Source organism: Agrilactobacillus composti DSM 18527 = JCM 14202 (assembly GCF_001436375.1).
Classification (GTDB): domain Bacteria; phylum Bacillota; class Bacilli; order Lactobacillales; family Lactobacillaceae; genus Agrilactobacillus; species Agrilactobacillus composti.
In genome coordinates, this window is the sequence record NZ_AZGA01000087.1 from 56,977 (window position 1) to 82,230 (window position 25,254).

Annotated in this window: 23 protein-coding genes; 11 read left to right on the plus strand and 12 right to left on the minus strand. The window is 41.7% G+C overall.

The window, feature by feature from the left end:
- Positions 1-317: 317 nt before the first annotated feature.
- Positions 318-1,076, plus strand: coding sequence for an NADP-dependent (R)-specific alcohol dehydrogenase (locus FC83_RS14545; RefSeq protein WP_235184268.1), 759 nt, complete (start codon positions 318-320; stop codon positions 1,074-1,076).
- A 493-nt stretch (positions 1,077-1,569) separates the two neighbouring features.
- Positions 1,570-2,328, plus strand: a complete 759-nt coding sequence (locus FC83_RS14550) for an NADP-dependent (R)-specific alcohol dehydrogenase (RefSeq protein WP_057002933.1) — start codon at positions 1,570-1,572, stop codon at positions 2,326-2,328.
- Between the two features lie 101 nt (positions 2,329-2,429).
- Here the strand turns inward: FC83_RS14550 and FC83_RS14555 are convergent, their stop codons facing one another.
- The 4 genes from FC83_RS14555 to FC83_RS14570 all read right to left on the minus strand — a co-directional run bounded on the left by FC83_RS14555 (position 2,430) and on the right by FC83_RS14570 (position 7,283).
- A complete protein-coding gene (locus FC83_RS14555; RefSeq protein ID WP_057002934.1) occupies positions 2,430-4,043 on the minus strand; it encodes a peptide ABC transporter substrate-binding protein in 1,614 nt (537 codons plus the stop codon).
- 112 nt (positions 4,044-4,155) lie between these two features.
- Positions 4,156-5,760: an APC family permease gene (locus FC83_RS14560; protein ID WP_035452579.1), complete on the minus strand. Its 1,605-nt coding sequence runs from the start codon at positions 5,758-5,760 to the stop codon at positions 4,156-4,158.
- Between the two features lie 299 nt (positions 5,761-6,059).
- A complete protein-coding gene (locus tag FC83_RS14565; protein WP_235184269.1) occupies positions 6,060-6,578 on the minus strand; it encodes an SAP domain-containing protein in 519 nt (172 codons plus the stop codon).
- Positions 6,579-6,638: 60 nt separating this feature from the next.
- On the minus strand, positions 6,639-7,283 hold the full coding sequence (locus tag FC83_RS14570) for a DNA alkylation repair protein (RefSeq protein WP_035452582.1): 645 nt from the start codon (positions 7,281-7,283) through the stop codon (positions 6,639-6,641).
- A 98-nt stretch (positions 7,284-7,381) separates the two neighbouring features.
- Between FC83_RS14570 and FC83_RS14575 the strand changes: the two genes are divergently transcribed.
- The 3 genes from FC83_RS14575 (at position 7,382) to FC83_RS14585 (ending at position 10,535) form a co-directional block, all read left to right on the plus strand.
- Positions 7,382-8,152, plus strand: coding sequence for a CPBP family intramembrane glutamic endopeptidase (locus tag FC83_RS14575; RefSeq protein ID WP_035452585.1), 771 nt, complete (start codon positions 7,382-7,384; stop codon positions 8,150-8,152).
- A gap of 294 nt (positions 8,153-8,446) precedes the next feature.
- Positions 8,447-9,751, plus strand: coding sequence for an RNA-guided endonuclease IscB (gene iscB, locus FC83_RS14580; protein WP_035452588.1), 1,305 nt, complete (start codon positions 8,447-8,449; stop codon positions 9,749-9,751).
- A gap of 112 nt (positions 9,752-9,863) precedes the next feature.
- Positions 9,864-10,535, plus strand: coding sequence for a CPBP family intramembrane glutamic endopeptidase (locus tag FC83_RS14585; protein ID WP_052004615.1), 672 nt, complete (start codon positions 9,864-9,866; stop codon positions 10,533-10,535).
- Positions 10,536-10,595: 60 nt separating this feature from the next.
- Here FC83_RS14585 and FC83_RS14590 read toward each other — a convergent pair whose 3' ends face one another.
- Positions 10,596-10,883, minus strand: coding sequence for a putative quinol monooxygenase (locus tag FC83_RS14590; RefSeq protein WP_035452591.1), 288 nt, complete (start codon positions 10,881-10,883; stop codon positions 10,596-10,598).
- Between the two features lie 69 nt (positions 10,884-10,952).
- Complete coding sequence (locus FC83_RS14595) at positions 10,953-12,128, minus strand: MFS transporter (protein WP_057002935.1); 1,176 nt, start codon at positions 12,126-12,128, stop codon at positions 10,953-10,955.
- A 166-nt stretch (positions 12,129-12,294) separates the two neighbouring features.
- Between FC83_RS14595 and ndk the strand changes: the two genes are divergently transcribed.
- Positions 12,295-12,732 carry a nucleoside-diphosphate kinase gene (ndk, locus tag FC83_RS14600; protein WP_035452593.1) on the plus strand — a complete coding sequence of 146 codons (438 nt, stop codon included), beginning with the start codon at positions 12,295-12,297 and terminating at the stop codon, positions 12,730-12,732.
- A gap of 4 nt (positions 12,733-12,736) precedes the next feature.
- On the opposite strand, the gene FC83_RS14605 is transcribed toward ndk, so the two are convergent.
- The 3 genes from FC83_RS14605 to FC83_RS14615 all read right to left on the minus strand — a co-directional run bounded on the left by FC83_RS14605 (position 12,737) and on the right by FC83_RS14615 (position 15,717).
- Positions 12,737-13,855 (minus strand): replication initiator protein A, encoded by a 1,119-nt coding sequence (locus tag FC83_RS14605; RefSeq protein ID WP_057002936.1) that lies wholly within the window; start codon positions 13,853-13,855, stop codon positions 12,737-12,739.
- A gap of 565 nt (positions 13,856-14,420) precedes the next feature.
- Complete coding sequence (locus FC83_RS14610) at positions 14,421-14,882, minus strand: hypothetical protein (RefSeq protein ID WP_035452598.1); 462 nt, start codon at positions 14,880-14,882, stop codon at positions 14,421-14,423.
- Positions 14,883-14,898: 16 nt separating this feature from the next.
- Positions 14,899-15,717, minus strand: a complete 819-nt coding sequence (locus FC83_RS14615; RefSeq protein ID WP_035452600.1) for a ParA family protein — start codon at positions 15,715-15,717, stop codon at positions 14,899-14,901.
- 1,262 nt (positions 15,718-16,979) lie between these two features.
- On the opposite strand from FC83_RS14615, the gene FC83_RS14620 reads away from it, so the two are divergent.
- The gene (locus tag FC83_RS14620) at positions 16,980-18,140 is read left to right on the plus strand and encodes a double-cubane-cluster-containing anaerobic reductase (RefSeq protein WP_035452602.1); all 1,161 of its coding nucleotides are present in this window, start codon (positions 16,980-16,982) and stop codon (positions 18,138-18,140) included.
- 4 nt (positions 18,141-18,144) lie between these two features.
- On the plus strand, positions 18,145-18,909 hold the full coding sequence (locus FC83_RS14625) for an acyl-CoA dehydratase activase (protein WP_035452604.1): 765 nt from the start codon (positions 18,145-18,147) through the stop codon (positions 18,907-18,909).
- A gap of 282 nt (positions 18,910-19,191) precedes the next feature.
- On the opposite strand, the gene FC83_RS14630 is transcribed toward FC83_RS14625, so the two are convergent.
- Positions 19,192-20,187 carry a 3-hydroxyacyl-CoA dehydrogenase gene (locus tag FC83_RS14630; protein WP_035452606.1) on the minus strand — a complete coding sequence of 332 codons (996 nt, stop codon included), beginning with the start codon at positions 20,185-20,187 and terminating at the stop codon, positions 19,192-19,194.
- Between the two features lie 145 nt (positions 20,188-20,332).
- Here FC83_RS14630 and FC83_RS14635 point away from each other — a divergent pair, with 145 nt between their 5' ends.
- A complete protein-coding gene (locus FC83_RS14635) occupies positions 20,333-21,067 on the plus strand; it encodes an SDR family oxidoreductase (protein ID WP_035452608.1) in 735 nt (244 codons plus the stop codon).
- Positions 21,068-21,344: 277 nt separating this feature from the next.
- The gene (locus FC83_RS14640) at positions 21,345-23,081 is read left to right on the plus strand and encodes a DUF6792 domain-containing protein (protein ID WP_152537727.1); all 1,737 of its coding nucleotides are present in this window, start codon (positions 21,345-21,347) and stop codon (positions 23,079-23,081) included.
- A 55-nt stretch (positions 23,082-23,136) separates the two neighbouring features.
- Here FC83_RS14640 and FC83_RS14645 read toward each other — a convergent pair whose 3' ends face one another.
- Positions 23,137-23,832 carry a YoaK family protein gene (locus FC83_RS14645; RefSeq protein WP_057002937.1) on the minus strand — a complete coding sequence of 232 codons (696 nt, stop codon included), beginning with the start codon at positions 23,830-23,832 and terminating at the stop codon, positions 23,137-23,139.
- Between the two features lie 100 nt (positions 23,833-23,932).
- Between FC83_RS14645 and FC83_RS14650 the strand changes: the two genes are divergently transcribed.
- Complete coding sequence (locus FC83_RS14650; protein ID WP_035452612.1) at positions 23,933-24,463, plus strand: GNAT family N-acetyltransferase; 531 nt, start codon at positions 23,933-23,935, stop codon at positions 24,461-24,463.
- 119 nt (positions 24,464-24,582) lie between these two features.
- Here the strand turns inward: FC83_RS14650 and FC83_RS17500 are convergent.
- On the minus strand, positions 24,583-25,254 hold a 672-nt coding region (locus FC83_RS17500; RefSeq protein WP_236700847.1), incomplete at its 5' end, for an HNH endonuclease.

Genomic DNA, 25,254 nt, shown 5'->3' on the forward strand with positions numbered 1-25,254 from the left:
AATCAAATAAATTTATTTTTGTCAGTCTAAATATTTTTTTGTAATTATTAAAATATTTTAACTTTTGCACTTCACTAAGTCAATATGCCATACGAAAAAAATATTAAGCCATACTAATTATTTTTCTTAAATTAATTCATGTTCTTGAAAGCAAGCCAGTGACACCAATACTTCCAGATACACGTTATATATCAAAAATAATTTATTTAGGCCAAAATAAAATACTTGTCAGATTCACAAAGATAAGTTACGCTATTGTTGTGAAAGCGTTTTCCATAGCCCTAATGCTTTCCCTAAAATCGAATGGAGGTTTTCTAATGAACAGACTAGATCATAAGGTAGCAATCGTAACCGGTGGTACAAAGGGTATCGGACATGGTATCGCTAGACGGTTTGTGGACGAAGGCGCGAGGGTCGTGATCACCGGTCGAAACCCTGAGGTCGGCCAAGCTGCGGCTAAAGCCCTTGGCGATGCGAGTGTTGTAACTTATTTACAACAAGATGCCACTGATGAAGACGGCTGGGTTAATGTCTTTGATCAAGCTGAAGCACTTTATGGTCCAGTCACAACGTTAGTGAATAATTCCGGGATGGCTTTGGGCAAAAATGTGGAAGACACCACTTCAGATGAGTGGCACCAATTACTGGCGCTTAATCTAGATGCGGTTTTTTATGGGACCCGTCTGGCCATTAAACGCATGAAAAATAAGGATCTCGGCGCTTCAGTCATCAACATGTCCTCTATTGCCGGTTTAGTAGGCGATCCTAACCTAGCAGCTTATACAGCTTCTAAAGGAGCCGTTCGAATCTTTTCTAAATCAGCTGCCCTACATTGTGCCCTAAACGATTTAGGGGTCCGGGTCAATACGGTGCACCCAGGCTATATCTCAACACCTTTAGTCGATAACGCCTTAGAAGGTTTTGAGGCAATTGTTTCTGAACGCACGAAAACACCGGTAGGCCATATTGGCGAACCCGACGACATTGCTTATATGTGTGTCTATTTAGCCTCAGACGAATCAAAATACGCCACTGGCTCCGAATTCGTTGTTGACGGCGGTTACACTGCCCAATAATGATTGGTATTTAAAATTTAACCACTACACCTTAAACCGATTGTTCAAGCTGGCATGACGCCGTCTTGGACAATCGGTTTTAAAATCCGCCTATTTTTAAATTGCAATCGCTTTAACATGATAATCACCAAATTTCTTCAATGATCTGGCTATCGGACAAATATGTCCGTTGGCCAAAAAATAAAATAAATTTTGTTTGCTCAACGGCATACTTTTGTCCGGTCAAAATATTTTGATTGTTATACTTTACTAAGCCAATATGTCCTACGATAAAAATATTATGCCATACCAATCAAGCTCCTAAAAAAAGTTTTTGTTCTTGAAAGCAAGGCATTCATAGCAATACTTATAGACCCATGTTATTTATAAACAAATAATTTATTTAGTTCAAAAAATAACTTGTAAGGTTCACAAATCGGCGTTATACTAATCACCATGAAAGCGTTTACTTTTTTATCCCCCTGCTTTCACAAATACTTGATTTGGAGGTTTTCTGATGAATAGACTAGATCATAAAGTAGCCATCGTGACTGGCGGCACTAAGGGTATTGGTTATGGTATTGCAAAACGGTTTGTGGACGAAGGTGCTAAGGTTGTCATTACCGGCCGAAATCCTGAAGTTGGTAATGCTGCAGCTAAAGAACTTGGCAATGCTGATACTGTGTCCTACTTACAACAAGATGCTACTAATGAAGATCGTTGGGCTGAAATCTTTGATCAAGCCGAAGCGCTCTACGGTCCAGTTACAACATTAGTCAATAATTCTGGGATGGCTATTGGTAAAAACGTGGAAGACACTACATCTGATGATTGGCACAGATTGCTGGCCATTAACTTGGATGCCGTTTTCTATGGTACTCGTGAAGCCATCAAACGGATGAAAAATAAAAACTTGGGTGGCTCTGTCATCAACATGTCCTCGATTGAAGGGTTTATAGGCGATCCTAACTTGGCCGCTTACAATGCTTCAAAAGGGGCCGTTCGGATCTTCTCTAAGTCAGCTGCACTGCACTGTGCGTTAAATGATTTAGACGTCCGGGTCAACACAGTTCACCCTGGCTATATTAGAACACCATTGGTAAATGCCTTAGATGGGTTTGAAGAAGCCATGTCTGAACGTACTAAGACCCCAATGGGCCATATTGGCGAACCTGACGATATTGCTTATATGTGTGTTTATTTAGCTTCAAATGAATCAAAATATGCCACAGGCTCTGAATTCGTCGTTGACGGCGGCTACACAGCGCAATAATTATTTAGGTTTCAAAAAATATTAAAAACTTGACCACTACACATAAAACCGATTACTAAAGATGACATGACGCATCTTTAGTAATCGGTTTTTAAATGTGCTTATTTGGCAATTGAAACAGTTCTAAAGTCATCAACACCCGCTGTAAGGCCTTTGACCTTGGTGTTGACCAACTGACTGTCAGCAGCCTCATACAAAGGTATAATGCCTTGATCCTGCAGTAATATTTGTTGGGCCTGGGCTAAATTTTGATAACGTTGTTTGCTGGTCGCAGTGGTTTTAAGGCCATCCATGAGCACGTCATAACGCACATTGCGCCAGTGGCCCACGTTCAAATTATTATCACTCACTAAAATTGCTAAGCTGCCCCAAGGATCCGGATAAGGTGCTTGCCAACTGGTTAACACCAGGTCAAAATTACCAGTGAAACTGCGTTGTAAACGGGTTTTATAGGGCACGACTTTTAAGTTGATTTTTGCCCCGGGTAAATTATGTTGTAAGGCTTGTTGGATATAAGCAGCCACTGCTTTATCCGCATCAGCGTCATCGGTCAATAAATTTAGCGTCAGGCCATTGATTTTTTCCGAGCTTAAACCTTGTTGCCAATAAGTCTGGGCTGTTTTAGCCGCAAATTTTGTACCGATTGCTTTCGTTTGGCGGGACACGTCCTTGGTAAAATCAGCCTTGGTATTGGGGTCTTCAAACCCAGTGGCTGTCAGCCCTAAAGCCGGGGTTACTTGATTTTGAAGGGCAATTTGAATCATTTCTTTTCGATTGATCGCCATGGACAATGCCCGGCGAATGGCCGCATTCTTTAAAGCCGCCCGTTTTTGATTCACCGCCAAATACCAAACGGTGCCATTTTTATGGGTGGCATAAGCCTTGTTGTGCTGCCAGTCTTTTGCAACTGCCCCACTGATGTTAGCCACGTCTAATTGCTTATTTTGAAATAATGTCACTGCATCAGCAGTATTTTTACCGCCAATAAAATTTATTTGTTGCAAATGAATGGTCTTTTTAGCCCAGTACTGGGGATTTTTCACCAAAGTGAAGGTATTACTTTTACCATCCCAATTATTCACTGTAAAGGGCCCATTATAAACCGTCGTGGCACTGCTCTTACCGTAGTTCGCCCCAAATTGGACCACTGCCTTGGTATTCACCGGCATAAAACTTGGCGCTGTTAGTAATTCCGCTAAATTGGAAATAGGCGTCGCCAGGGTGATTTTTAAGGTATGCTTTCCCGTGGCTTTAACACCCAAGGTAGATACCTTTTTGGCACCGGTTTGAATGGCATTATAATTTTTAAAATTCTTAAGCAAAAAACTCATATTGGCATCATTTTTAGGGTCGGCTAGGCGCTGAAAGCCCACCACAAAATCCTGGGCGGATACCGACTGACCATTGTCCCATTTAGCATTTTTTCGCAAAGTAATCGTATAAGTCTGCCCATGGCGCACCGGGGCCCTATTGGCTAGGGCGGGCACGATTTTATCTTTGTCCAGCCGATATAAGCCTTCAAAGGCATTCTCCATGATATCAAAACTCGTCTGATCTGTAGCCTGGGCGCTATCCAAACTGATCAAATCATGACTCAGCTGCACATTTAAGGTCTGCTTATCGGCAGCAGTCGCGGTCTGGCTTGGCAGCAGTATTACCAGGAGTCCCAACAGTAAACATAACCCCAGCCAGTATTTCTTAGTCAATTTAGTCATTATATACTCCCAACAAAATCTATTTGGCACGTTTGATGTTAAGCCATTCTAGAATTGTCGTCAATCACCGGCCACAAAAAAAGGCATGGGAAAATCCCACACCTAGTTAAACTTAGTCTTTAGGCACATGCACATGACTATTAATTTCTTTAGCTTGTTCAAAATAACTGGAGTACAGGTGACTGTGAATGCCCCAGTAATAATACCCCAAGGAACCAATGATGATCACCACAAAGTCCCAAGGATATTTGAGCCAACCAATGCCATTAAACTCATGACTGCCGATAAAGGAAATGATGGAGATGAATACCAAGTAACTCAGCATCCAAGCACTACCCTTCAGCTGCTTTTTGGTATTTTTCCAACCGGTACGCCACTCATAGTACAAATAAAACGGACAACCCAAGAAAATAACCAAGATCACTTCAATGGTGGTGGGCCACTTCGCCCAATAAGTGGCTAAAGAGGCCAGGACAAAGGCCAAGGGGGCCATAAATTTCATGTGTTTAGACATCACCGGCCGCTTGAAATCTGGGGCCATTACCCGCAAAGACATCACTGTGGTGGGGCCAGTTAAGTAAGCAATCAAAGTCGCTGTGGAGATCACCGCCGCCAACGTGGCCCAAGAACGAAAGACAGAAACCATCACCATGCTCAACAAGGCATTGATGATCATGGCCATTCTTGGGGTACCATATTTTTGATCGATCCGGGTAACAATTTTAGGGATATGATTATTGCTGCCCATGGCATATAACGCCCGGGCGGTGGAAGCCACAAAGGATACCCCCGTCCCAAATGGGGAAATAAAGGCATCCATATACAGTAAAACCGATAACCAGTGAATGCCTAGTAAAATTGCTAAATCTGCAAAGGGTGAGTTAAAATTAATCCCGGCCCAGCCATGTTGCAACATGCTAGGACTTAGCGCCGTCACAAAAGTACTTTGCAACAATATATAGAGGATGCCACTAATGCCTAAAGAAATGGCAATACCCCGGCCAATATTGCGCTGGGGCCGCAAAACTTCATTACCCATATTGATCACGGTTTGAAAAGCATTAAAGGAGAAAATAATCCCTGAAACCGACGTAGCCGCAAAAATCGGGGCCGAACCAAAAGGCATAAATTCATGTAAATTACTACCATAGTTACCTGGGTGAAAACTAGCTACAGTCAACATGACAATTGTCAATAAAGGCACGCCGATTTTAAAGACGGAAATCAAACTGGTAAAATGGGTCAATAATTTAACGGACCAATAGTTTAGCAATGTAAAGATAACAATAAATATGAAAACCACGAACAAACCCCAGTTGCTGATCGTCCCCTTGGCAAAAAGCGCATGGGTGAACTTAGCCCAATCCCAGGGCCAAGAACTCATATACTGCACCGCAGCCACCGCTTCAATAGGGATCAAGGTGATCAGTGACACCCAGTTGGCCCAAGAAGCGATAAACCCCAGCATGGAACCGTGGGTGTACTGGGCAAACTTGCTCATCCCCCCAGATTCCGGGAACATGGTCCCTAATTCTACATAGTTATAAGCAATTGTTCCGATGACTGCTGCGCCGATAAACCAAGAGATGATGGCCGCTGGCCCAGCGATCCGGGATGCTTCCCAGGAGCCAAATAACCAGCCGGAACCAATCAATGACCCCAGGGCTAACATCACGATTTGAAAGAGCCCAATTTTATGAACCTTACGTTTTTCCATGAAAACCTCCGATGTCCCAAAATTCATATCCAAGTCCCAAGTATATATAGGGCTGATTAGATAGGGAATATTCGTACATCGTACCATATTTTTTAACGGGACCAAAGCGGTTTGTTAAAAAAAGCTCATCATAATTTAATCATATTATCTAATTAACCGGTTTAGTTGCGGTTTCGGCAAAATAAGCTCCTATTATTGAAATTGGGTAATTAATGTCTGGTAATCTTTTAATAATTGAGGTGTATATAGCTTAGCCTGTTGAGTGTGTTTGATTTGCTGCCATAAAATGGCCGCCACTTTTAAACGCTCACAGTATTGGCGAGTCGCTGGATCCTTAAAAAAGGCCCGCACAAAGTTATTCCATTGGTAGTAGCTTCTTCAGGCTCAGCTTGCGGACGCACTTCTGCTGACCGAGATTGGCCTTCTTTGTAGGTCATGATTAAATCTCTGACAGTCACATCAAGATTATGTTCTGCGATAGCTTGACGCCGCAAAGCCGCCATTCCTTTCGTAAAAGAAAAGTGCGGCACCCCAAAATAATTGGCAAAAAATTGCCGAGCTGCTGCGTTAAACCTAAATCCCGAATCCACTAATTTAGTATTCAAAGTGATGTCTCCGACTGTTAATGCTGGTACTTTGCCTAGACGTTTAGCCGGTTTAATCCGGTCTACGGGCATACCAGACAAAAACTGGCCAATGTATTGATTAAGTTGTGCTTTGGTCCCATTCGTAGGCAAGTGCCATTGCCGACACATGGCCACCAGGTCTTGTTTGTAATAGTAAGTGGCCTTAAAAGTTGCCAAATCGATTGTCGTCATCCCCCTTTTAAAATACAATAATCCTAATTTCAGATGATTCAAAATCATCTCAGTAACGGTTTACTTAGTCAAATACTTGCTGCCTTCCCGCTGCGCTAGTGGACTTAACGGATGTGTCTGCATAAAGTCAGCCACCCACTGGGGATTTGTTTTGCTATATTGGCGCAAAGACCAGCCAATGGCTTTTTGAATAAAGAATTCATCCGTATTGAGATCATACATAATCGCCTTTGTCAGCAAATCTATATCCGTCAGTTCCTTTTGCATCAACTGTAAATTAATACTGACCCGCCGCATCCAAAAATCTGTATGCCGATAAAACAAGGCAAATAAGCAGTCCTTATCTTGGGGATGTAACTGTAGGTATTTGCCAAATAGTTGGCGCAGACTATCCACCGAGTCCCACCAGCTTTTTTGGCTGACATAGTGGCTCAAGGTCACCATATCGGCAAACTGCCAATGCTTCACGTGATAAGTGGCCAAATCAATGGCGGCATATTGGTACTCCCTGGCTGAGCGTTGGTATAAATCATCGATCCAAGTCAGCACCTCTTCATTAGCCACTCGCCGACTTGCTTGCAGCAAGGGTTTCATGGCCGCGTGACGGACCAGTGTTTTGACCCCTAAAAAAGCAAATCGGTTGCGCATGTATTTGGCCATGGCTTGGGCATTTTGGGGATCACCCTTCAATTCAAATTCCATCATCTTCTCACCTCATGGCTGGTAGTCGTTTTATTTCGTCTAGCTTTCTCAATATGATAATCTTAAGCTATAGATTACGAAATTAAAAGGAGGCTGTGCTGATGTCAGACACGAACCGGACCTATCTCAAAATAACCGTGTTAGTTATTTTTCAAGTTGTGCTTGTTATATTAATCGGCTTAACCATGCCCCGCAGTGTGAGCTTATTGTGGCACTTGGTGTTGCAAGAAACCATTTTATTCATCGCCATGTTTGCGGCGAATCATTGGCTTTTCAAACAACAAATCTATCTGAAACCCCAGATTTCGATCCTTAAGATACTGCCGTTAATGTGGATTTTTCTTTTATTTAGCCTGACCAGCCTAAGCAATTTAGCCACAGCTAAGCATCCCCAAGTGGGCCTAGCCCTGGGGGTGGGTCTGGCGGCGGCGATTTATGAAGAATACTTCTTTCGGGGGATTGTCTTTGGTAAACTCCTGAGTACCTTGAATCGTGCCAACCTCACCTATCGCCAAATTTGGCCGCCGATCATCGTTGCCAGTGGTTTGTTTGGCTTAACGCACCTGGTGAATTTATTCAGCCAAGCCCTATTGCCCACCTTAGTCCAAGTAATCCAAGTCAGCTTGTTTGCGGTTTTATTATCGGCCCTTTACCTGCGCTCCGGCAGTCTATTATTACCCATGCTGACTCATTTTTCCCTGGACTTCATGGCCACTATTGCCAGCGGTTCCGTCAATGCCGCCACCGCCGTGGCTAACCCGGTGGCATCAATCGCCATTATGCTGCTTTATCTCATCTCCGCCTTGATCTTCTTACGCCCCAGCCAATTCAAGCATTTCAAATTAGTCAACCGTGACCCCTCACTAAAGTAAGGGGCTTGAAGTGCCTACTTCAAGTCTGGTTGTCTAGACTTAGCGTCTTTTGGACACTACGTTATCTTGGTGATCACACTTGGAAATGATACCCTAGTTCCCAGCTCTGTGCGGGCGCTGTAAACAGTCCTAAGGTCAATGGGACCGTCAACCCGTGAGAAAGCTGCTGCTCGTCAGCGGTTAAGCCTTGATAACATTGTCGAAGGGTAACCTCACGAACTCAAGTCTGATGAACTTGACGCCGTGGTCAGGTCACTTTACCTGACGAATAACACTCATCAGAAGGAGGGCATCATGCAAAATCGCGTATTTGTCATCAATCGCCAGGGCGAGCCACTGATGCCCTGCAAACAACGTAAATGTCGTAAGTTATTACAATCTGGCAAAGCTAAAGTTATCAAAAAAGAACCTTTTACCATTCAGCTTAAATATGTCTCAACTGGTTATAAACAACCCCTAGCTGTTGGTGTTGACTCTGGACAGCATCATATCGGCCTGGCTGTCACTTCTCAGAATAAAGTTTTATTTCAAGGCGAAGTCAGCCTGCGACAAGATGTGAAAAAATTACTGGATACCCGGCGGATTTATCGGCGTGGTCGCCGGAATCGTAACACCAGATACCGACAACCAAGATTTTTGAACCGAGCTAGATCAGCTGGTTGGCTACCGCCTTCTGTAGCCAGCAAAGTCCAACACAACATCAACTGGATCCGCCGATTTCAGGCGGTCTTACCAAAAACAGAACTGCATATCGAAGTGGGCAAATTCGACATGGCAAAAATGGTCCAGCCAGGTATCACTGGCTTAGGCTATCAGCAAGGCGACTTATATGGCTATGAAACGGCTAAGCAATACGTCTTAGACCGGGATAATTATACCTGCCAGATCTGTCATGGCAAGAGCAAAGACCCAAAGCTAAAGATCCATCACATCATCTACCGGTCCAATAGCGGTACGAACCAAGTGAGCAACCTGCTAACGGTCTGTGCTACTTGTCATTCCCTGGCCAATCATCAACCGGGAGGCAAACTCTATGACTTGCAGGCTAAGAAATTTCAAAGTCACCGTTCTCTAAAGGGCGCCACCTTCATGAATATCCTGCGCCGCCGGTTGTTTACCGCCTTTCCAGAAGCAAAGTTTCAGTATGGTGCTCAGACGACCTTAGACCGGGCTAAGTTAGACTTAGAAAAAGCCCATTACAATGACGCCGTGATCATCAGCGGCATCCAAAAAAACGCGCAACGGCCCACAGCTGTGGTGATGTTTCACCAGTTCCGCAAAAAGAAACGCTCCCTGCACGAAGCAACAGCTCGTAAAGGCCGTAAAGTACCCAATATTACGAGTAAACGTAATGCTAAAAACACGAAATTTTCAAGAGGTTTTTATCTTAATGACTATGTGCAATTACCTAACGGGCAAAAGGGGAATATCAGCGGGTTCAGCAGTAGAGCACGTTGTTTTGTGAAGGCGGGTGATGGCAATTACCTGGCCATAAGTTCCAAATACAAACACATCAATCTAAGCGAACTTAAAGTGATCCGGCATCAAAATAATTGGAACGTTGCTGAGATCAACACCGCAGACTACCTGATGGCGTAATAACTTTCTACAAAAGTTAAGGCTATCCCTCCCCTGACTGAAGTCAAGGGGATTCCCGCCTATTTTCATTGACCCGGCTTGATGCTTAGCCAAAGAAAGGTCCACCCTATCTATGAAAAAACTCTTAGCCAGTATTAGTTTATACAGCAAACGCCTAATATTTTTTATCGGCTTTATCCTGCTTTATTCCCTAACTCAAATCGATGCCTTCTTCTCAAAAAAAATGCTGCATCGCTATCAATTCCTGATTCTGGGTGCCGAACTATTGCTGGCCGGGCTTTTGATCTGGTTGCTCATCAATCGCTATCGCCGCCAACTCAAAACCCACAATCCCAATCACTACGGTTTACAGCCCTTTTCCAAGTACAACCTGATTGTGCTACTCATTGGCGCCGCTGTGAGTGTGGGCATTGACCCCTTGTTTACCTTATTAGGTGTCAGCAGTACCGACAATCAAACCATTATCGACCAAATTGTCAAAACTGCGCCAATTTTAATGGCCACAACTGGCATTTTAACAGCGCCAATTATTGAAGAATTAATTCTCCGAGGGGTATTTTTCAATTATTTCTTTAATCGGGATTCAACGCCATTTAAAGTTGCTGCTGTTTTCACTTCCGGCTTGATTTTCGGATTGCTCCACGAACCCCAATTCAGTTTAGCCCTATTGGCATACAGTGCTACTGGTTGGCTTTTGGGGACGGTCTATGTCTTAACCAAAGACCTGCGTTATCCCATTATGATCCACATGCTGAATAATGTCTTGGCTTTCTTATTCCCATAAATAAAGGTGCTCCAAAGTCAACAACACGACTTTGAGGCACCTTTATTTTTAAAATATAATTTAATCTTCGTAATCCATGCGGAAAATTTGCGGATCTTTCACTAAATAATCGCCAATGTGGGCTAAGAATTTTTGGAAGTGCGGTGTTTCATTGTGGAAATCAACAGCTGCTTGGTCTTGCCATTGTTCAATGATCTCATATTCATCAAAAGAGTCGACCTTCCGGAAGTGACCATAATACACATTGCCAGCTTCAGCTAAGGAACCTTCAACCAAATCCTTGATGAACTGTTCATATTCGCTTTGCATCCCTGGTTTAACCTTCAAATTCACATTAATGATCTTCATTTTGAACGACCTCCGCTTAAGTTTTAATAATTTAAAAATACACCATTTTGGCGAACATGAAAAGCGTTCTCACTTCAATTTTGCGCCTTGTTTATTCCGCCGATTTAATAATAATGTGAAAATTAAGGCGATGAGGGCAAAGACGCCGGCACCATAGCCTAAATAATCAAAGCCCACGTTGGCCGCAATAACGCCCCCAACAGCTGAGCCAGAGGAAATCCCAAAGTTGAAGAAAATAGATTGTAGCGAGCTAGCCAACACCAACGCCGCTGGATATTCAGCCTCCGCCAAGTTCAAAAAGTGAATTTGAATGGGCGAACCTAACACCGACATGGTGAAACTAATGGACATTAAGAACAACAACCCCAGCCACTGAACATGTAATGCCGCAGCTAAGCCTAAATAAATCACTAATTCTGAAATATACAGCCACGGAATTTTTTTCAAGCCGCTGCGTCCAGCTAACCAGCCGGAAAATTGATTACTGACAATAGATAACAAGCCATAGATGAACAACAATAGCCCTAAACTGCCCTGACTAAAACCTAAGACATTGGTTAATAAAGGTCGAATATATGTGTGCACCACATAAGCCCCAGCAGCACTGCTAAAGACAATGACGACCCCAAATAAAAAACGACTATCTTTGAAAATAACCAATTGATCCAATAATTTGCTTTGAACACTAGGAATATCTCGGGGTAAGAAGAAATACATCATGATCAATACCAAAATAGTGATCACCGAGATCCCCCAAAAAGCATAACGCCAGCCAAAATGCGTACTGACCATAGTGCCAATGGGTAGGCCAAAAACCGACGCAATACTGAAGCCGGAAAAAATCCAGGAAACTAAAAATGCCCGTTTATTCATCGGCGCGATGTTCGTGGCCATGGCTAAACTCAAGGAAATAATAACTCCGGCAGTTAAAGCCGTCATGATCCGAGAAATCATCAGCTGCGTGTAACTCTGGGCCACAGCACTAAATGTATTCCCCACTAGGAAAACTAACAACAGGCTAAACATCGCTTTAAAGCGATTAAAACGACTGATGGCCATGGTGATAAATGGTGTGCTAATCGCGTAAACTAACGCAAATAATGTCACCAAATACCCAGCCATGGATAATGAAACATCAAAAGCTTTGCTGATATCCGATAAAATACCAACGACCATAAACTCATTACAGCCCAACATAAAACTAATTGATACGAGTAAAACTGTTTGAATTCTAAATTTTGACAAAACATCCCAACTCTTTCTATAAAAAATATGCCTCAAAGACTCTATCATATTTTGAAAGAAGTTGCTCTTAAAGTGAGAAAAGACTTATAATCTTAAGGTGAAACGAATGGCTACCATAACTTTGGCCTATCGGTTTTACAAATAATTGCAAAGGTTGGTCTTAAAAGTGGGAAAACAAAGAACATTGATCTTAATCAAGCCTGATGGTGTAGCCCATCAACATATTGGCGAAATTATCAATCGGATCGAACGTAAGGGCTATACCATCGATGCTTTAAAAGTCACCCAAGCCACAGATGAACAATTACGCCTGCATTACCCAGATAAAGTTGATAAATCCTTCTTCCCAGATATTGTCAGCTACATGAAAGAAGGTCCGATCGTTGCCATGATCGCCAGTGGGACCAACGTCATCGTTGCTTTCCATAGCATGGCTGGTATCACAAACCCCACCCAAGCAGCCCCTGGTACTATCAGGGGGGACTTCGGTCGCGAATGGCCCGATGGTAAAATCCGCAATGTGGTCCACAGTTCCGATAGTGTAGCCTGTGCTGAACGGGAAATTAAAATTTGGTTCCCAGAACTAGATCAAGATCAACAGTAAATTTTTAAAATAAATCCGTATCAAAATTTGGTATATCAATTTCAGCTAACATCGCTTCAGTTACGGCTTGTTGGGGCCGCAGATCTGCACTGTTCCCTTCAGGTTGTTGTGCTTGGCACCAAGCTAAATATTTTTGAACTAGCAGGTTGAATTCCTGAAGAAATGCCATATAAATATAGCTTTTTAAATTTTTAATTTTACCAGCCTTGGCCTGCTTTAACACGCGGTACAAGGCTTTTTCGATGGTATGAGGGAAATCTTTTAAATCTAGATATTTTGAGAAAACACCTACTTCATGAAAGGCAGCGTCTTTGGCCTTAAAAATAATTTTGCTTAAGGCTTCGGGTGTGGTTTGGTAGTTTTGGGCCAATACTTTTAGCAGATTAAAGGCTGCTGCACTAAAGACGCTATTGTCCTGATCAAGATCAGCGTATTGTTTTAACGCGACGTCCAGCGAGTTCGAGCTGTCAGAAATCGGTGGTTTGATAGTTTCTGAATTTAAAGTATCTGGTTTTTTAGTATCTAAGTTTGGTTTATCTTGTTTTATATTAGTATTTATATATTTAGCATGCACATCTTGCATGTCAGGAAGTGCAGATTTTGCACGTCTGGACATAGAATCTTGATTTGGCGGCGTTTTTGCCTGACCTGCGGATATTGCATCTCTGGTTAGCTGACCTAGTTCATTACGCGTTGGTTCAACCGGTGCTTTGGCGCGTGCTTTTAAAGCATCAATTTTATTAAAATCTTTAGGGTCGATCACGGGTTTAAGCAGATATAGCCGTGCCGGCTTATGTAAACCTTGTCTTTGAATATTTAATAACTTTTTTTTAGCCAATTCTTGGCGAACCTTGATGGCGGTTCGTTCGGAAACATGAATGTCTTCAGCCATTTTCTTGGCGGTGTAATAAAAATAGATGGCGCCGGAATCGTCAATCCAATCATTTTGGTATGACAATTCAAATCTAGAAATTAGTAACGCATAAGCTACCCGTGCATTGTTGGTTAGATCAGCATATTTCTCGTTGGTCATCAAAACCATGGGTAATTTACAAAATGCTGCGCGGTACTGTTCGTCTTTGAAATACAATAATGCCTGAAATTCCGGGTCGATTGCACTCATTTACAAATTCCTCCTTGAGCATAAAAAAAGCGGACACATGATAAGATCGACAATGATCTAATGCGTCCGTTGGGAGAAATTCAATATTGGGTATTGAAAACTAAACCTCTACCGTCTATAATAATCATTAGACAGTAAGGCACGGGACACATGGGTGTACATGTGGTTTCGGAATATGATTGTTTTTAGCGGGACTTTCATATTCAGCCTTTTTTTATTCGAGCTGAGTTCAGCTCGTTTTTTATGCTCACTTTATTTACAAGAATAATGTAACATGCTGTGAACGCCTTGACAATAGGCTTTTCGACTTAAGGTATAAGATATACCGTAAAAATATCGGAATAACTTATACCTTAATTATATTTAAGGTATAAGTTAATTAAGTCGGAAATTAAAGTATAAGATATACATTATTCATAAGAACATTGATGCTATTGGTTTTATCCACATGTGGATAACTTTTCAAGTCAAAACAAAAAGGTATAAGTTATACTTTTCCACAGAAATTTGCGGAATAACTTATACCTTTTTTGTGTTTTTCCATTTGAAAAAAAACTTTATTTTTTTACGATTTCTTCAATTTATCGAAGCCGTTTTCAATTTGAGAGCGAATATACTCTTCTTTTGACATTGGTAGTCGGTTTTTAATGTAGGATTCAGCCAGAGTATCAACAATTTGATTGAAGCTAATTCGACCACTGACTTCCTGAAATTCCGGCATCGCATCTTTCAATTGCTTCAACTTATTCTCTAAGGCTGGTGAAATTTTTTTGGGTAGACTGACCTTGTAGCGATCATCGGTGATCACTTTCGGTCGGCCTTGCTTGCGCTTAATTTTTGGTTCGGCACCGGGCATCTCTTTTGGTGTGGTATAGCTGGCTAGGCCACTGGGTGCCGTATTAAAAGCATCGTTGCCATATTCATTTTCACCGCTGATTTCGACTTTTTTCTTAGGTTTTTTAACAAGTTGATTAAAACTTTCACTTTTGAAATTGCCGGTATTAAATTTTGATCTGTCTTCCGCCATGGTTATCCCTCCAGACTTAAGCGTTGGCAGTTAAGAATGCATCTCGAGCATCTAGTTCGCTTAGGATTTTGATAAAATTATCGTGGGCTTTATAATCCCACTGATCAAACTTACCATTTTTATTCTTTTGTAAGTAAATCCCCTCTCGAGAATAGCGCTTCAATCTTTTTTGGAAGGTAATGACTGTATCTAAAACGGCATCACCGTATTGTTCTCTAGCTTCATTTAAAATAGTTTGATCCAAATTATCGTCTGGTTCAATCATGCAGGCAACGATAGCGATTACTTGCAAGTTAATATTGTAGCGATCCACCATGAAGTTTTGATAGCCGACATATTTACTGACACCATCTAGGGATTCTTCTTGAGTTTGAAAAGCAATAATACTGTAGTCGGATGCAGCCATGGCATTATCTGAAAATTCAGAAATTGTTGGTGGAACATCTATAAAAATAGAATCGTATTTTTCTTTAATTGGTTTAAGTAGATTGCGGATCACCGAAATTTGTTCAATTTCACTTTCGAAATTGGTTAAAACAAATTTACTAAATGATCTAAAGGAAGTATTGCAGGCGACCAAATCCAAGTTATCCATAATAGGGGTGATGCATTCGGCAATACTGCCAGAAGAGATGGCATCGGTGATGGTTTTATCGATCCGTTCAATATTAGCAGTTTTAGCGAGTACTTGTGATGCGTTTCCCTGTGGATCTAAGTCTAAGACTAAAGTTTTCTTATGCCGTACTTGCGCATTATCATAAGCAAGCATGGTTACAATTTTTGTCTTGCCCACGCCACCCTTAAAGTTACCTACAGTCATAACTCTTGCTGTCATCAAGAATCCCCCATTTGTCTAGTGTCTTTTGAATACAAGTAAAAGTATAACTTATTCACTTTCGTAAGTAAACATTTTCTGATACCTTAAGTTAGGAAGCAAAAACCCGCGACTTAGGTAAATCCTGTAATACCGTGTATTTGGATTTATAAGCCATTTCATTTTGAGTAACGACTTATTAACGGTTAAATATAAAACAACTCACAGCGATTTCGATGATCTGGAAAGGTATAAGATATACTTAAACATTATTTATCGGGTAAAGGGATAAAGTATAATTTATCTCAATAATGTATAAGGTATATGATTAACAATTAAGGTATAAGATATACCTTTAAATCGAGATGATTCCTATCCAATGCTTGTACCTCAACAAACGATAATTGGATTCATGAGGCTCATAAAGTATAAGGTATCGTTTATAAGATTAAGGTAGCTATTTTCTAAAAATGTATATCTTATACCTTTAATATTAAAAGTATAAGATATACCGCACGTATTTATTTTCCTTTTGCCTGGAGAAATCTTCAGCATGATAAGCTAGCATTTGCAGTCATTTTCTAATGTTGGCGAAACAGAAGTTGCTACTGAAGGACTTTCTGTTTTTAGTATATTCAGCGTTTTGATAGTTTCTGATGGGAGATTAGAACGTGTAGTCATTGGTATGACCTGCCGATAATAGAGATAACCTGATGGCTTTTTCAACGACTTTGATCGGAGCCTATAGATGATTAGTTGACTGGAGCGCATTTAGTGAACAGATAATAATTTGGCGGTCATTCGCAATCCAATTAAAGTACAATCACAATAAAAGATACCTTATACTTTAAATAATTATGGTATAAGGTATCTAATTACTGAATTTAAGGTATAATATATACCTTAAATAAAACGGTTAGGATCGCGGCAAGTCTGTGTTTCTATTATTACAAAAAGAATAAGTTATACTTTAATTCGAATTAAAGTATAACTTATTCTTTAAATTCTTAGGAAAGAATCTGTCCAGATTCGGCGTTTCTCAATTTGTACTTAACGACTAGGCGGGAACCATATTTCCCTAAAGATAATTATTGAGCAATCTTATCGATGGATAGTTCTAGTGGATTTCCCTCGATATTTTATCCCATTCCAATAAGTGTTGACCTGGTTTAGATGCACTTTTATACTGAACATATAAATACAATTTTTTAGGATTCCTGAATATTTTTAATGCATCGTTGCGTATTATTTCACATTCGCCCACCTATGAAGGAGAAAGCAAAATGGAATTAAGAACAGAATTACCTGAAGTTTTTGCTGATTTTAGTGAAGCCCGCAAACAAGGCTTCTTAGCCGTGAAAGACTTGAAAGAAAAGGGGCAGCCAGTTGTCGGCGTATACTGCACGTTTATGCCTGAAGAATTGGTGTTAGCTGGCGGCGCTGTACAAATCAGCTTGTGTTCGACCTCTGATGAAACGATTGGTGACGCTGAAGAAGATTTACCTCGGAATCTGTGTCCTTTGATCAAAGCCAGCTATGGGTTTGCTAAGATGGACAAATGTCCTTATTTCTACTTCTCTGATTTAGTGGTAGGTGAGACGACGTGTGACGGTAAGACTAAAATGTATGAGTATATGCAGGAATTTAAACCAACCTATCTCATGCAACTTCCCCACACGCGGGATTTAGTTGCCGGCAAACAATTCTGGCGCAGTGAAATGATCCGCTTTAAGGAAAAGTTAGAGGACTTTTTCGGTGTTGAAATCACGGAAGATAAAATTCGCGAAGCCATTCGTTTGAAGAATCGTGAACGGCAAGCTAAACAAGATTTCTACCGTTTGGGGCAACTGAATCCACCAGCACTAAGCGGCTCAGAGATTTTCCAAGTGATGTATGGTTCTCAATACAAGTTTGATAAGGCTGAAGTGATCGATATGCTAGAGACGACCACAGCCAAAGTTAAAGCCGAATACGCAGCCGGCAAGCGCTTAGATAAAAAGCCTCGTATTTTAGTGACTGGTTCGCCAATTGGTGGCGCTACTGAAAAAGTGATCCGGGCCATCGAAGAAAATGGCGGGGTCGTGGTTGCTTATGAAAACTGTACTGTTGCTAAAGCTGTGGAACGGCTCGTTGATGAAAATGAACCTGATGTTTATCAGGCTTTAACGGATAAGTATATGAACATTGGCTGTGCCTGCATTTCGAATAACAATCCCCGTAAAGAATTGTTAGGTACGATGATTGATGACTACCAAGTAGATGGGGTGGTGGATATGGTTTTGCAAAATTGCACACCATTTTCAGTAGAATCTTTGAAAATTAAGCGCTTCTTAAACGAAGAAAAACATATTCCGTATATGTATTTGGAAACAGATTATTCCACTGCGGATATTGAACAGATCAATACTCGGGTAACGGCCTTTTTGGAAATGTTGGAGGCTTAAAGTTATGGATTACATTGGGTTAGATTCCGGGTCCACCACGACCAAGGGCGTTTTATTTGCGGATGGCCAGCTACGGGCTAAGTACCTTGTCCCCACAGCAGGTAATCCCAAAGGTGCCATTGAAACTGTTTTGACCCATTTAAAAGCCGATACCGGCAATACGGACTACCAACTCATTACCACCGGTTATGGCCGTAAGTTAGTTGCGGCGGATTTAGTGATCACCGAAATTACTTGTCATGGCAAGGGCGCAGAGTATCTGCATCCCGGTGTTCAGTATGTGATTGATATTGGGGGGCAGGATTGTAAAACCATTAGCTTAAATGGCCAGGGCAACGTTTTGGATTTTAACATGAATGATCGCTGCGCTGCTGGCACAGGTCGATTCGTAGAAGTCATGATGGGTACTTTAGGAGAGCAAATTCAAGTCCTAGATAACTTTGTGGCTGATGCCACACCCGTTAAAATTAATAGCATGTGCACGGTCTTTGCGGAGTCAGAAGTGATTAGTCTTATCTCCAAAGGCGAAGCCCGTGAAGACATCGCTTTAGGGACCTTAGAAGCGATTGCCAAGCGGATTAGTGGGCAATATGCGAAATTACGGCCTAAACATGGGGAACCTGTATTGTTTACCGGTGGCCTTTCCCAAAGTCAGGCGTTCTCAAAAGTATTATCTGAGCATGTTGGCGCACCAGTGGATACGAATCCTTTATCCCAATTTGCTGGTGCAATTGGCGCGGCACAAATTGGCATGAAGAAATTAGGCTAGTAAAAGAATATCTTATACCTTAAATAATAAAAAGATACCTTATTCCTTTTGTTCTTAGAACATTATGGTATAAGGTATCTTTTATTTTTGTTATCTAGGACCGTAAAACCCTAATAAAGCGGTGTTTAAAATTAAGGTATAACTTATACCTATTTAATTTACACGTATAAGTTATACTTTAAATAGTGCTAATACGCGCCTTACCCCAGAATAAAGCAAAAAAGGTATAAGGTATCTCTTTATTGTTTAGGAGATACCTTATACCTTTTGGAATGCGATTAGTTATTCACCCCGTAAGAAATCTGGGTCTCTGAATCTTGGATTAGGGTAGGTGTAGAATCCTTGTCCGGAACTCACACCGAACTTCCCTTTATCCAGATAGTTTGTCTTGAGAATACTAGCAACTCGTTTGAAGTGTTCATCATTCGTTGTCGTGGCATAGTTTTGCACGATATTGTACGCTGTTTGAATCCCAACGACATCCAGGATGCCAAATGGGCCTTGTGGTGAACCAGTTGCCAGCATCCAGGTACGGTCAATGGTTTCAGGATCCGCTACGCCGTTAGCCAGCAATAACTGGGCAGCATCTAATAGCGGAATTAAAATTGAATTTAAAACATAACCTGGTTGTTCTTTTTGAACGCGAATTGGAATCATGCCTAAGGCCTTAGCAAATTCGACGACTTGCTCATAAACATCAGGATCAGTTTTCGCATGGCCCATGATTTCTGCCGTATTGTTCCGCCAAATTTCATTGGCAAAGTGTAAGGCTAAGAATTTTTCAGGGCGACCAGTTATTTTCGCAAATTGGCTTGGTAATAGGGTAGAGGAGTTGGTGGCAAAGATGGTATCTTTAGGCGCTACTTTGCCGAGTTGGGCGTAAAAGTCTTCTTTAATGGCAATAATTTCTGGGATAGCTTCAATGAGCAGATCGGCTTTAGCGGTGGCTTCTTTTAAATCTTTGCTATAGCGAATTCGATCTGGCGAAGACTGAACGTCACGGGTTGACTTAATAACGTTGGATGTGAAAGTTTCTTTAAGGCCTGGTAGCAAGTTTGAGTTGTACTGAATATTTTCAGCAGTCTGCAGGTAGTTCTTTTCGGCAAATTGAATCTCACTGGCATACGTTTGTTCCAAATTAGCGATTCGTTCTTTGGCTTTGGCCAGCGCATCGTCATTAATATCATAGATGACAACTTTGAATCCCTTATAGGCAGCTTGAAAGGCAATTTGACTACCCAAGGTACCGCTTCCGGCAACCACAATATTTTTGAACATTTAGAGCACCTCTTTCCATATATTAAATGTACCATGTAATGTATCCGCTTACAAAGAAAATAAATCAAATTCCCTAAAAAAATTACTTTTAATGGGTAAGCACAATGGTATTATGAACTTGAACCATAAAGGAGGATTTTCAGAAATGGCAATTAAGGATAAAGTCGTTGTTATTACCGGTGCATCTAGTGGTATTGGTGCGGCAACGACACAGGTCTTGGCTGATGCTGGGGCGCATGTGGTAATCGGCGCTCGGCGCACAGCGCGCTTAAAAACATTAGCTGACAAATTTGCGACGGGACAAGTGCTCTATCAAGCTACGGATGTAACGGATAAAGCTAGCGTGCAAAGTTTGGTGGACTTAGCGCACACCAAATTTGGCCATATTGATGTTTTATACAACAATGCAGGCCTAATGCCTATTTCAGAGATTTCAGAATTCAAAGTCGATGAGTGGGAACGCATGATTGACGTGAACATCAAAGGTGTTTTATATGGTATCGCGGCAGCGTTGCCCTATATGATCCAACAAAAATCAGGGCAAATTATTACTACTGATTCGGTGGCTGGCCATGTGGTTCATCCCGGGACAGCGGTCTATGCCGGGACTAAGTGGGCCATTCAGGCTATCATGGACGGGTTACGGCAGGAACAAGTTGCCAATCATATCCGCACAACGATGATTTCTCCTGGGGCAGTGAATACTGAACTGTACACCACTATCACCAATCCTGAGACCAAAGCCCGGATTGAAAAAGATGAAAAAGAACATGGGCTCAGCGCCGAAGCCGTTGCCAAGGCAGTAGCTTTTGCCATTGATCAACCGGAGGAAGTAGGCATTAATGAAATTTTGATGCGGCCCATCAGTCAACAAGTTTAACAATTCGAGCCTCTGCGGAGGCTCTTTTTTTAATGGATAAGTTATACCTTTAAAATTAAAAGTATAACTTATCTTTTTAATTTTAAAAGGTATACCTTATACTTTAAATATTTATCATATAAGGTATCTGTTAAGTAATTAAGGTATAACATATATAATAATTTAAAAATGCTGATATATCAGTATTTCTAATCTGAAACGGGCGAAAATTTCCGAAGTGTTGTAGAATGATACTAAGACATTTTCAGAAATTTTTTTGATTTTAGAGAGGTGCACTTTGAACATCAGAACATATCTCACCTTGAGTCGATCTTTGTTGAACTTAGCCCATCAGTTTGAACGCATGTATTTTGATGCGAAATGTTTGGTGCCTCGAGCAGTTAAATCAAATTATGATACTATCGTCAGCCAACAGTTAAGCGCCTTAAAATCGCGCTTAACTCGCTTTGCCCAGCAACGAGAACAACTTTTAATGGTATTAAAACGAAATCTATCTCAGGATAGCGATATTTTGGCCCTGCGCGCTGGCCAAGCATTAGCGACTCAATTGAATCGGCTTTTAGAAAATCGCCAATCTTATTTGGCCTACTTAAAGGACTTAAGAAGTCGCTTACCCCGGCTGAATCAAGACAGCGAACCCGGTACACTTCTCAAACAGATCAATGATTTGTTACTGGAAGTGCAGGCGATGGATGATCGGGGGATCAAGGATCTGGCCATTGATTTAGGTGGCATGATTTTTACCGAACACAGCAGTGAATTGCAACAAACCATGGCGCATTATGTCCCAGGTACTTTGATCAAGAACCGCGATTTTTTGCTGGCATTATTAGGCTATCAATATCCAGCGGACAGTGAAGCCAAGACCAAGTATGAACAGGCTTATCGTTATTTGGTTTGGAACTATAGTTTAAGCCTGCCGGAAAAAGTTCAAATTATGGCGATTCGCGATGTTTTACCCGCTGCTAAAAGTACCGGGTTAAGTGGTTATGCGATTGTTTTAACTTTTGAAAACACGACTGAAGTATTTGTTTTGTTTAAAGGTACGGAGTTTTATACGACAGAACCAAAAACAAGTCGTTTTAATCCTTTGGCGGGCTGGAACCAATCTTTCTTAGAGGCTTATCGGGATTGGCGCTACAATGTCCAAGCCATCCTACTGGGAGAGGATAACAGTCGTTATTCCCAATTAGGTATGGCGAAGCAATTTGTGAACTTGGTCCAGGCACAGTTACCAGCTGATACCCATTACTATGGCGTGGGTCACTCCTTAGGGGGCCATCTCGTGCAAACCCTCCAGTTGATGTATAAATGTTTTGATGCCGGCTACACTTTAAATGCGGCGCCAGTACAGTTACTACAAATTCGGCAGATGACGCCAGAATTATTCAGTTTCAAAGACTGGGATCATCTATTACAGGCCACCGTAACTGGGGGCAGTCGTGCCTCGGAACAAGAATTTTTACAAGCAAAATTAGGCTATGACCGCTATCATATTACCAATGAAGGCTTTGCCCAAGATATTATTCAAGTATTCTATCATATGCACTTCAACGTTTATGTAGGTAAGTTTAATGCCCCCACTAGACCAGATATGGCTTATCCCTTTGCAGTAGATGTGAGTCAATATTTAACTGCTGAACAGCAACGTTTTGCGGCGTATACCTTAGGAGAGTTCTTCAAGGAAACGCAGGATAGTGGTGCGGATCAAAGCCTGATGGTCCAAGTGGTTAATTTCATGCGTCATTGGGGGAAAACGCATCACTTAGCTCCAGAAAAGCGGCAACAATTTACAGCTGCTTATACCCACTGGGCAGTTGTATCTGGTTTGTTGAAGCCAGATATACCCAATCGTAATCGCTTAGTTGTGCCAGATATGGTCACGAAATACTTTAGTTCCGGAAAAATTGCGATTTTAAGACGGTTACAACCAGATATGTTGGAATTATTATTATATTTTCATATTGTAGACGGTGCCCAGTACTTCTTAAGTGATGTGCAGCGGCCCCTATAAAAAACCACTAAAAAACATCAACGCCAATAAAAAGCACGTTGATGTTGATGAGGAATTAATAATTTTCAGGATGACGCCGCAGGTCATACTGGGTTAACATAAAGACAATTAGTAAAATAAAGGCGGCGCCTAAAATAGTTTGGGCATGCCAACTATCACGTAGCAGTGTCGCTGTGAATGCCCCTAAACCAAAACCAATAACAATGAGTAAGCTATCCGTAAATAATATGCGGTTAGCTTTTTTTGACCCTTTGGTAAATAACAAACCAAACAGCGCTGAACCAATTGATTTCACGTTCCCGGTGGTCATAGTCGTAGAGAAGGGGTGACCGTTTAAACGCCGATAAGTGTGCACTTGAAAGGCGGCGAAAAAAGAAAGGCTACTGGTCACGAAAAGCTGGGGAATATTGCGGTCGATTAAACCAATAAGGGCGATGCCTAGAAGTTCAATCAATAAATTGATTTGTTGCCAGATGAATAAGTCCTTTTTGACATAAAACTGTTCAATCAAATTCGCAAACCCAGCCCCAAAAGCAAAGAATAAAATTGGTATAAAATACCGCCAAGTTGCCGCAAAATGGCCACTGGCTAAATTAATACCTAGTAAGATCACGTTCCCGGATTGTAAACTGGAAAAGACTTCACCATAAGACATGTAGGTGAACGCATCCATATAACCCCCGACGGCCGCTAACAAAATCCCGATAAGTAGGGTTTCATAGATCGGTTGCCGTGTATCTGTTGTTGCCATGAAAAACCTCCTCAAAACTTATTGATTGGGTTATTTTAGGCGGAAGTTGTTGGAAAAGCAACTACCAAGATTCAGAATTTAAAAAAGGAAGTTGGAAAAGATGATTTTTGAAACCAAACGACTCTATACCCGGCCGTTAATCGTTAGCGATATTGTGAACCTAAACCAAACATTGATGGATGTGCAGGCAATGTATGCCTATGCTCATGCTTTTAAGCCAGCTGAAGTCCTGGCTTGGTACCAGCGCCAAGTACAACGTTACCAGCAAGATGGCTTTGGTCTTTGGGCATTGATTCGCAAAGAAGATCAGCAATTTGTGGGGCAATGTGGTCTCACCAAACAAACCTTTAACGGCGCGCCTATCGTTGAAATTGGCTACTTATTACAGCGTGATTTTTGGCATCATGGCTACGCTATCGAAGCAGCTAGGGCTGCTAAACAATATGCTTTTGAGCAGTTAGAACTAGCGCGAGTTTGGTCCGTTATTCGCGATAATAATCTAGCGTCAATGAATGTGGCCATTCGTAATGGGATGTTGGTCCGGGGCAAAGAAATCAAACATTATTACGGCTTGGATATGCCGCATTTTGGCTTTGCTGTGGATCAAAACAAGTCCAATAGCAACAGCTAGCTTTTCGGACAAAGTGTATAATGTTCTATATTAGCTAATTTAAAGATTTTAATGGGACTGTGCGGAAGTCCCCCGGTTTTAACCAGGGGATGGATAGCACTAACTTTCGTAGAAAGTTATTACGCCATCATGTAGTCTGAGGTGTTGATTTCAAGAACGTTCCAGTTATTTTGGTGCCGGATCACTTTGAGCTTGCATAGATTGACTTGTTTATATTTTGGGTTGATAGTCAAATAGTGGTTGCCAGCTTTCACATAACATTTGTACTGACCGCTGAATCCGGAAATACTGCCCCTTCGGCCGTTCGGCAGTTGGACATAGTCATTGAGGTGAAACCCGTTGATAGCTTTCGTGTTTTTGGCATTTCGTTTACTGGCCCGATTGGGTGTTTTACGACCTTTACGGGCTGTAGCTTCATGCAGGGAGCGTTTCTTTTTGCGGAACTGGTGAAACATCACTATGGCTGTGGGTTGTTGCGCAATCTTTTGGATGCCGCTGATGGTCACAGCGTCATTGTAATGGGCTTTTGGTAAGTCTAATTTGGCCCGGTCTAAAGTCGTCTGGGCTCCATATTGAAACTTTGCTTCTGGAAAGGCGGTGAACAACCGGCGGCGCAGGATGTTCATGAAGGTGGCGCCTTTTAAAGAACGGTGACTTTGAAATTTCTTGGCCTGCAGGGCATAGAGTTTGCCCCCGGGCTGATGATTGGCCTGGGTATGACAAGTAGCACACACAGTGAGCAGATTGCTCACCTGGTTGGTGCCACCAGTAGACCGGTAGATAATGTGATG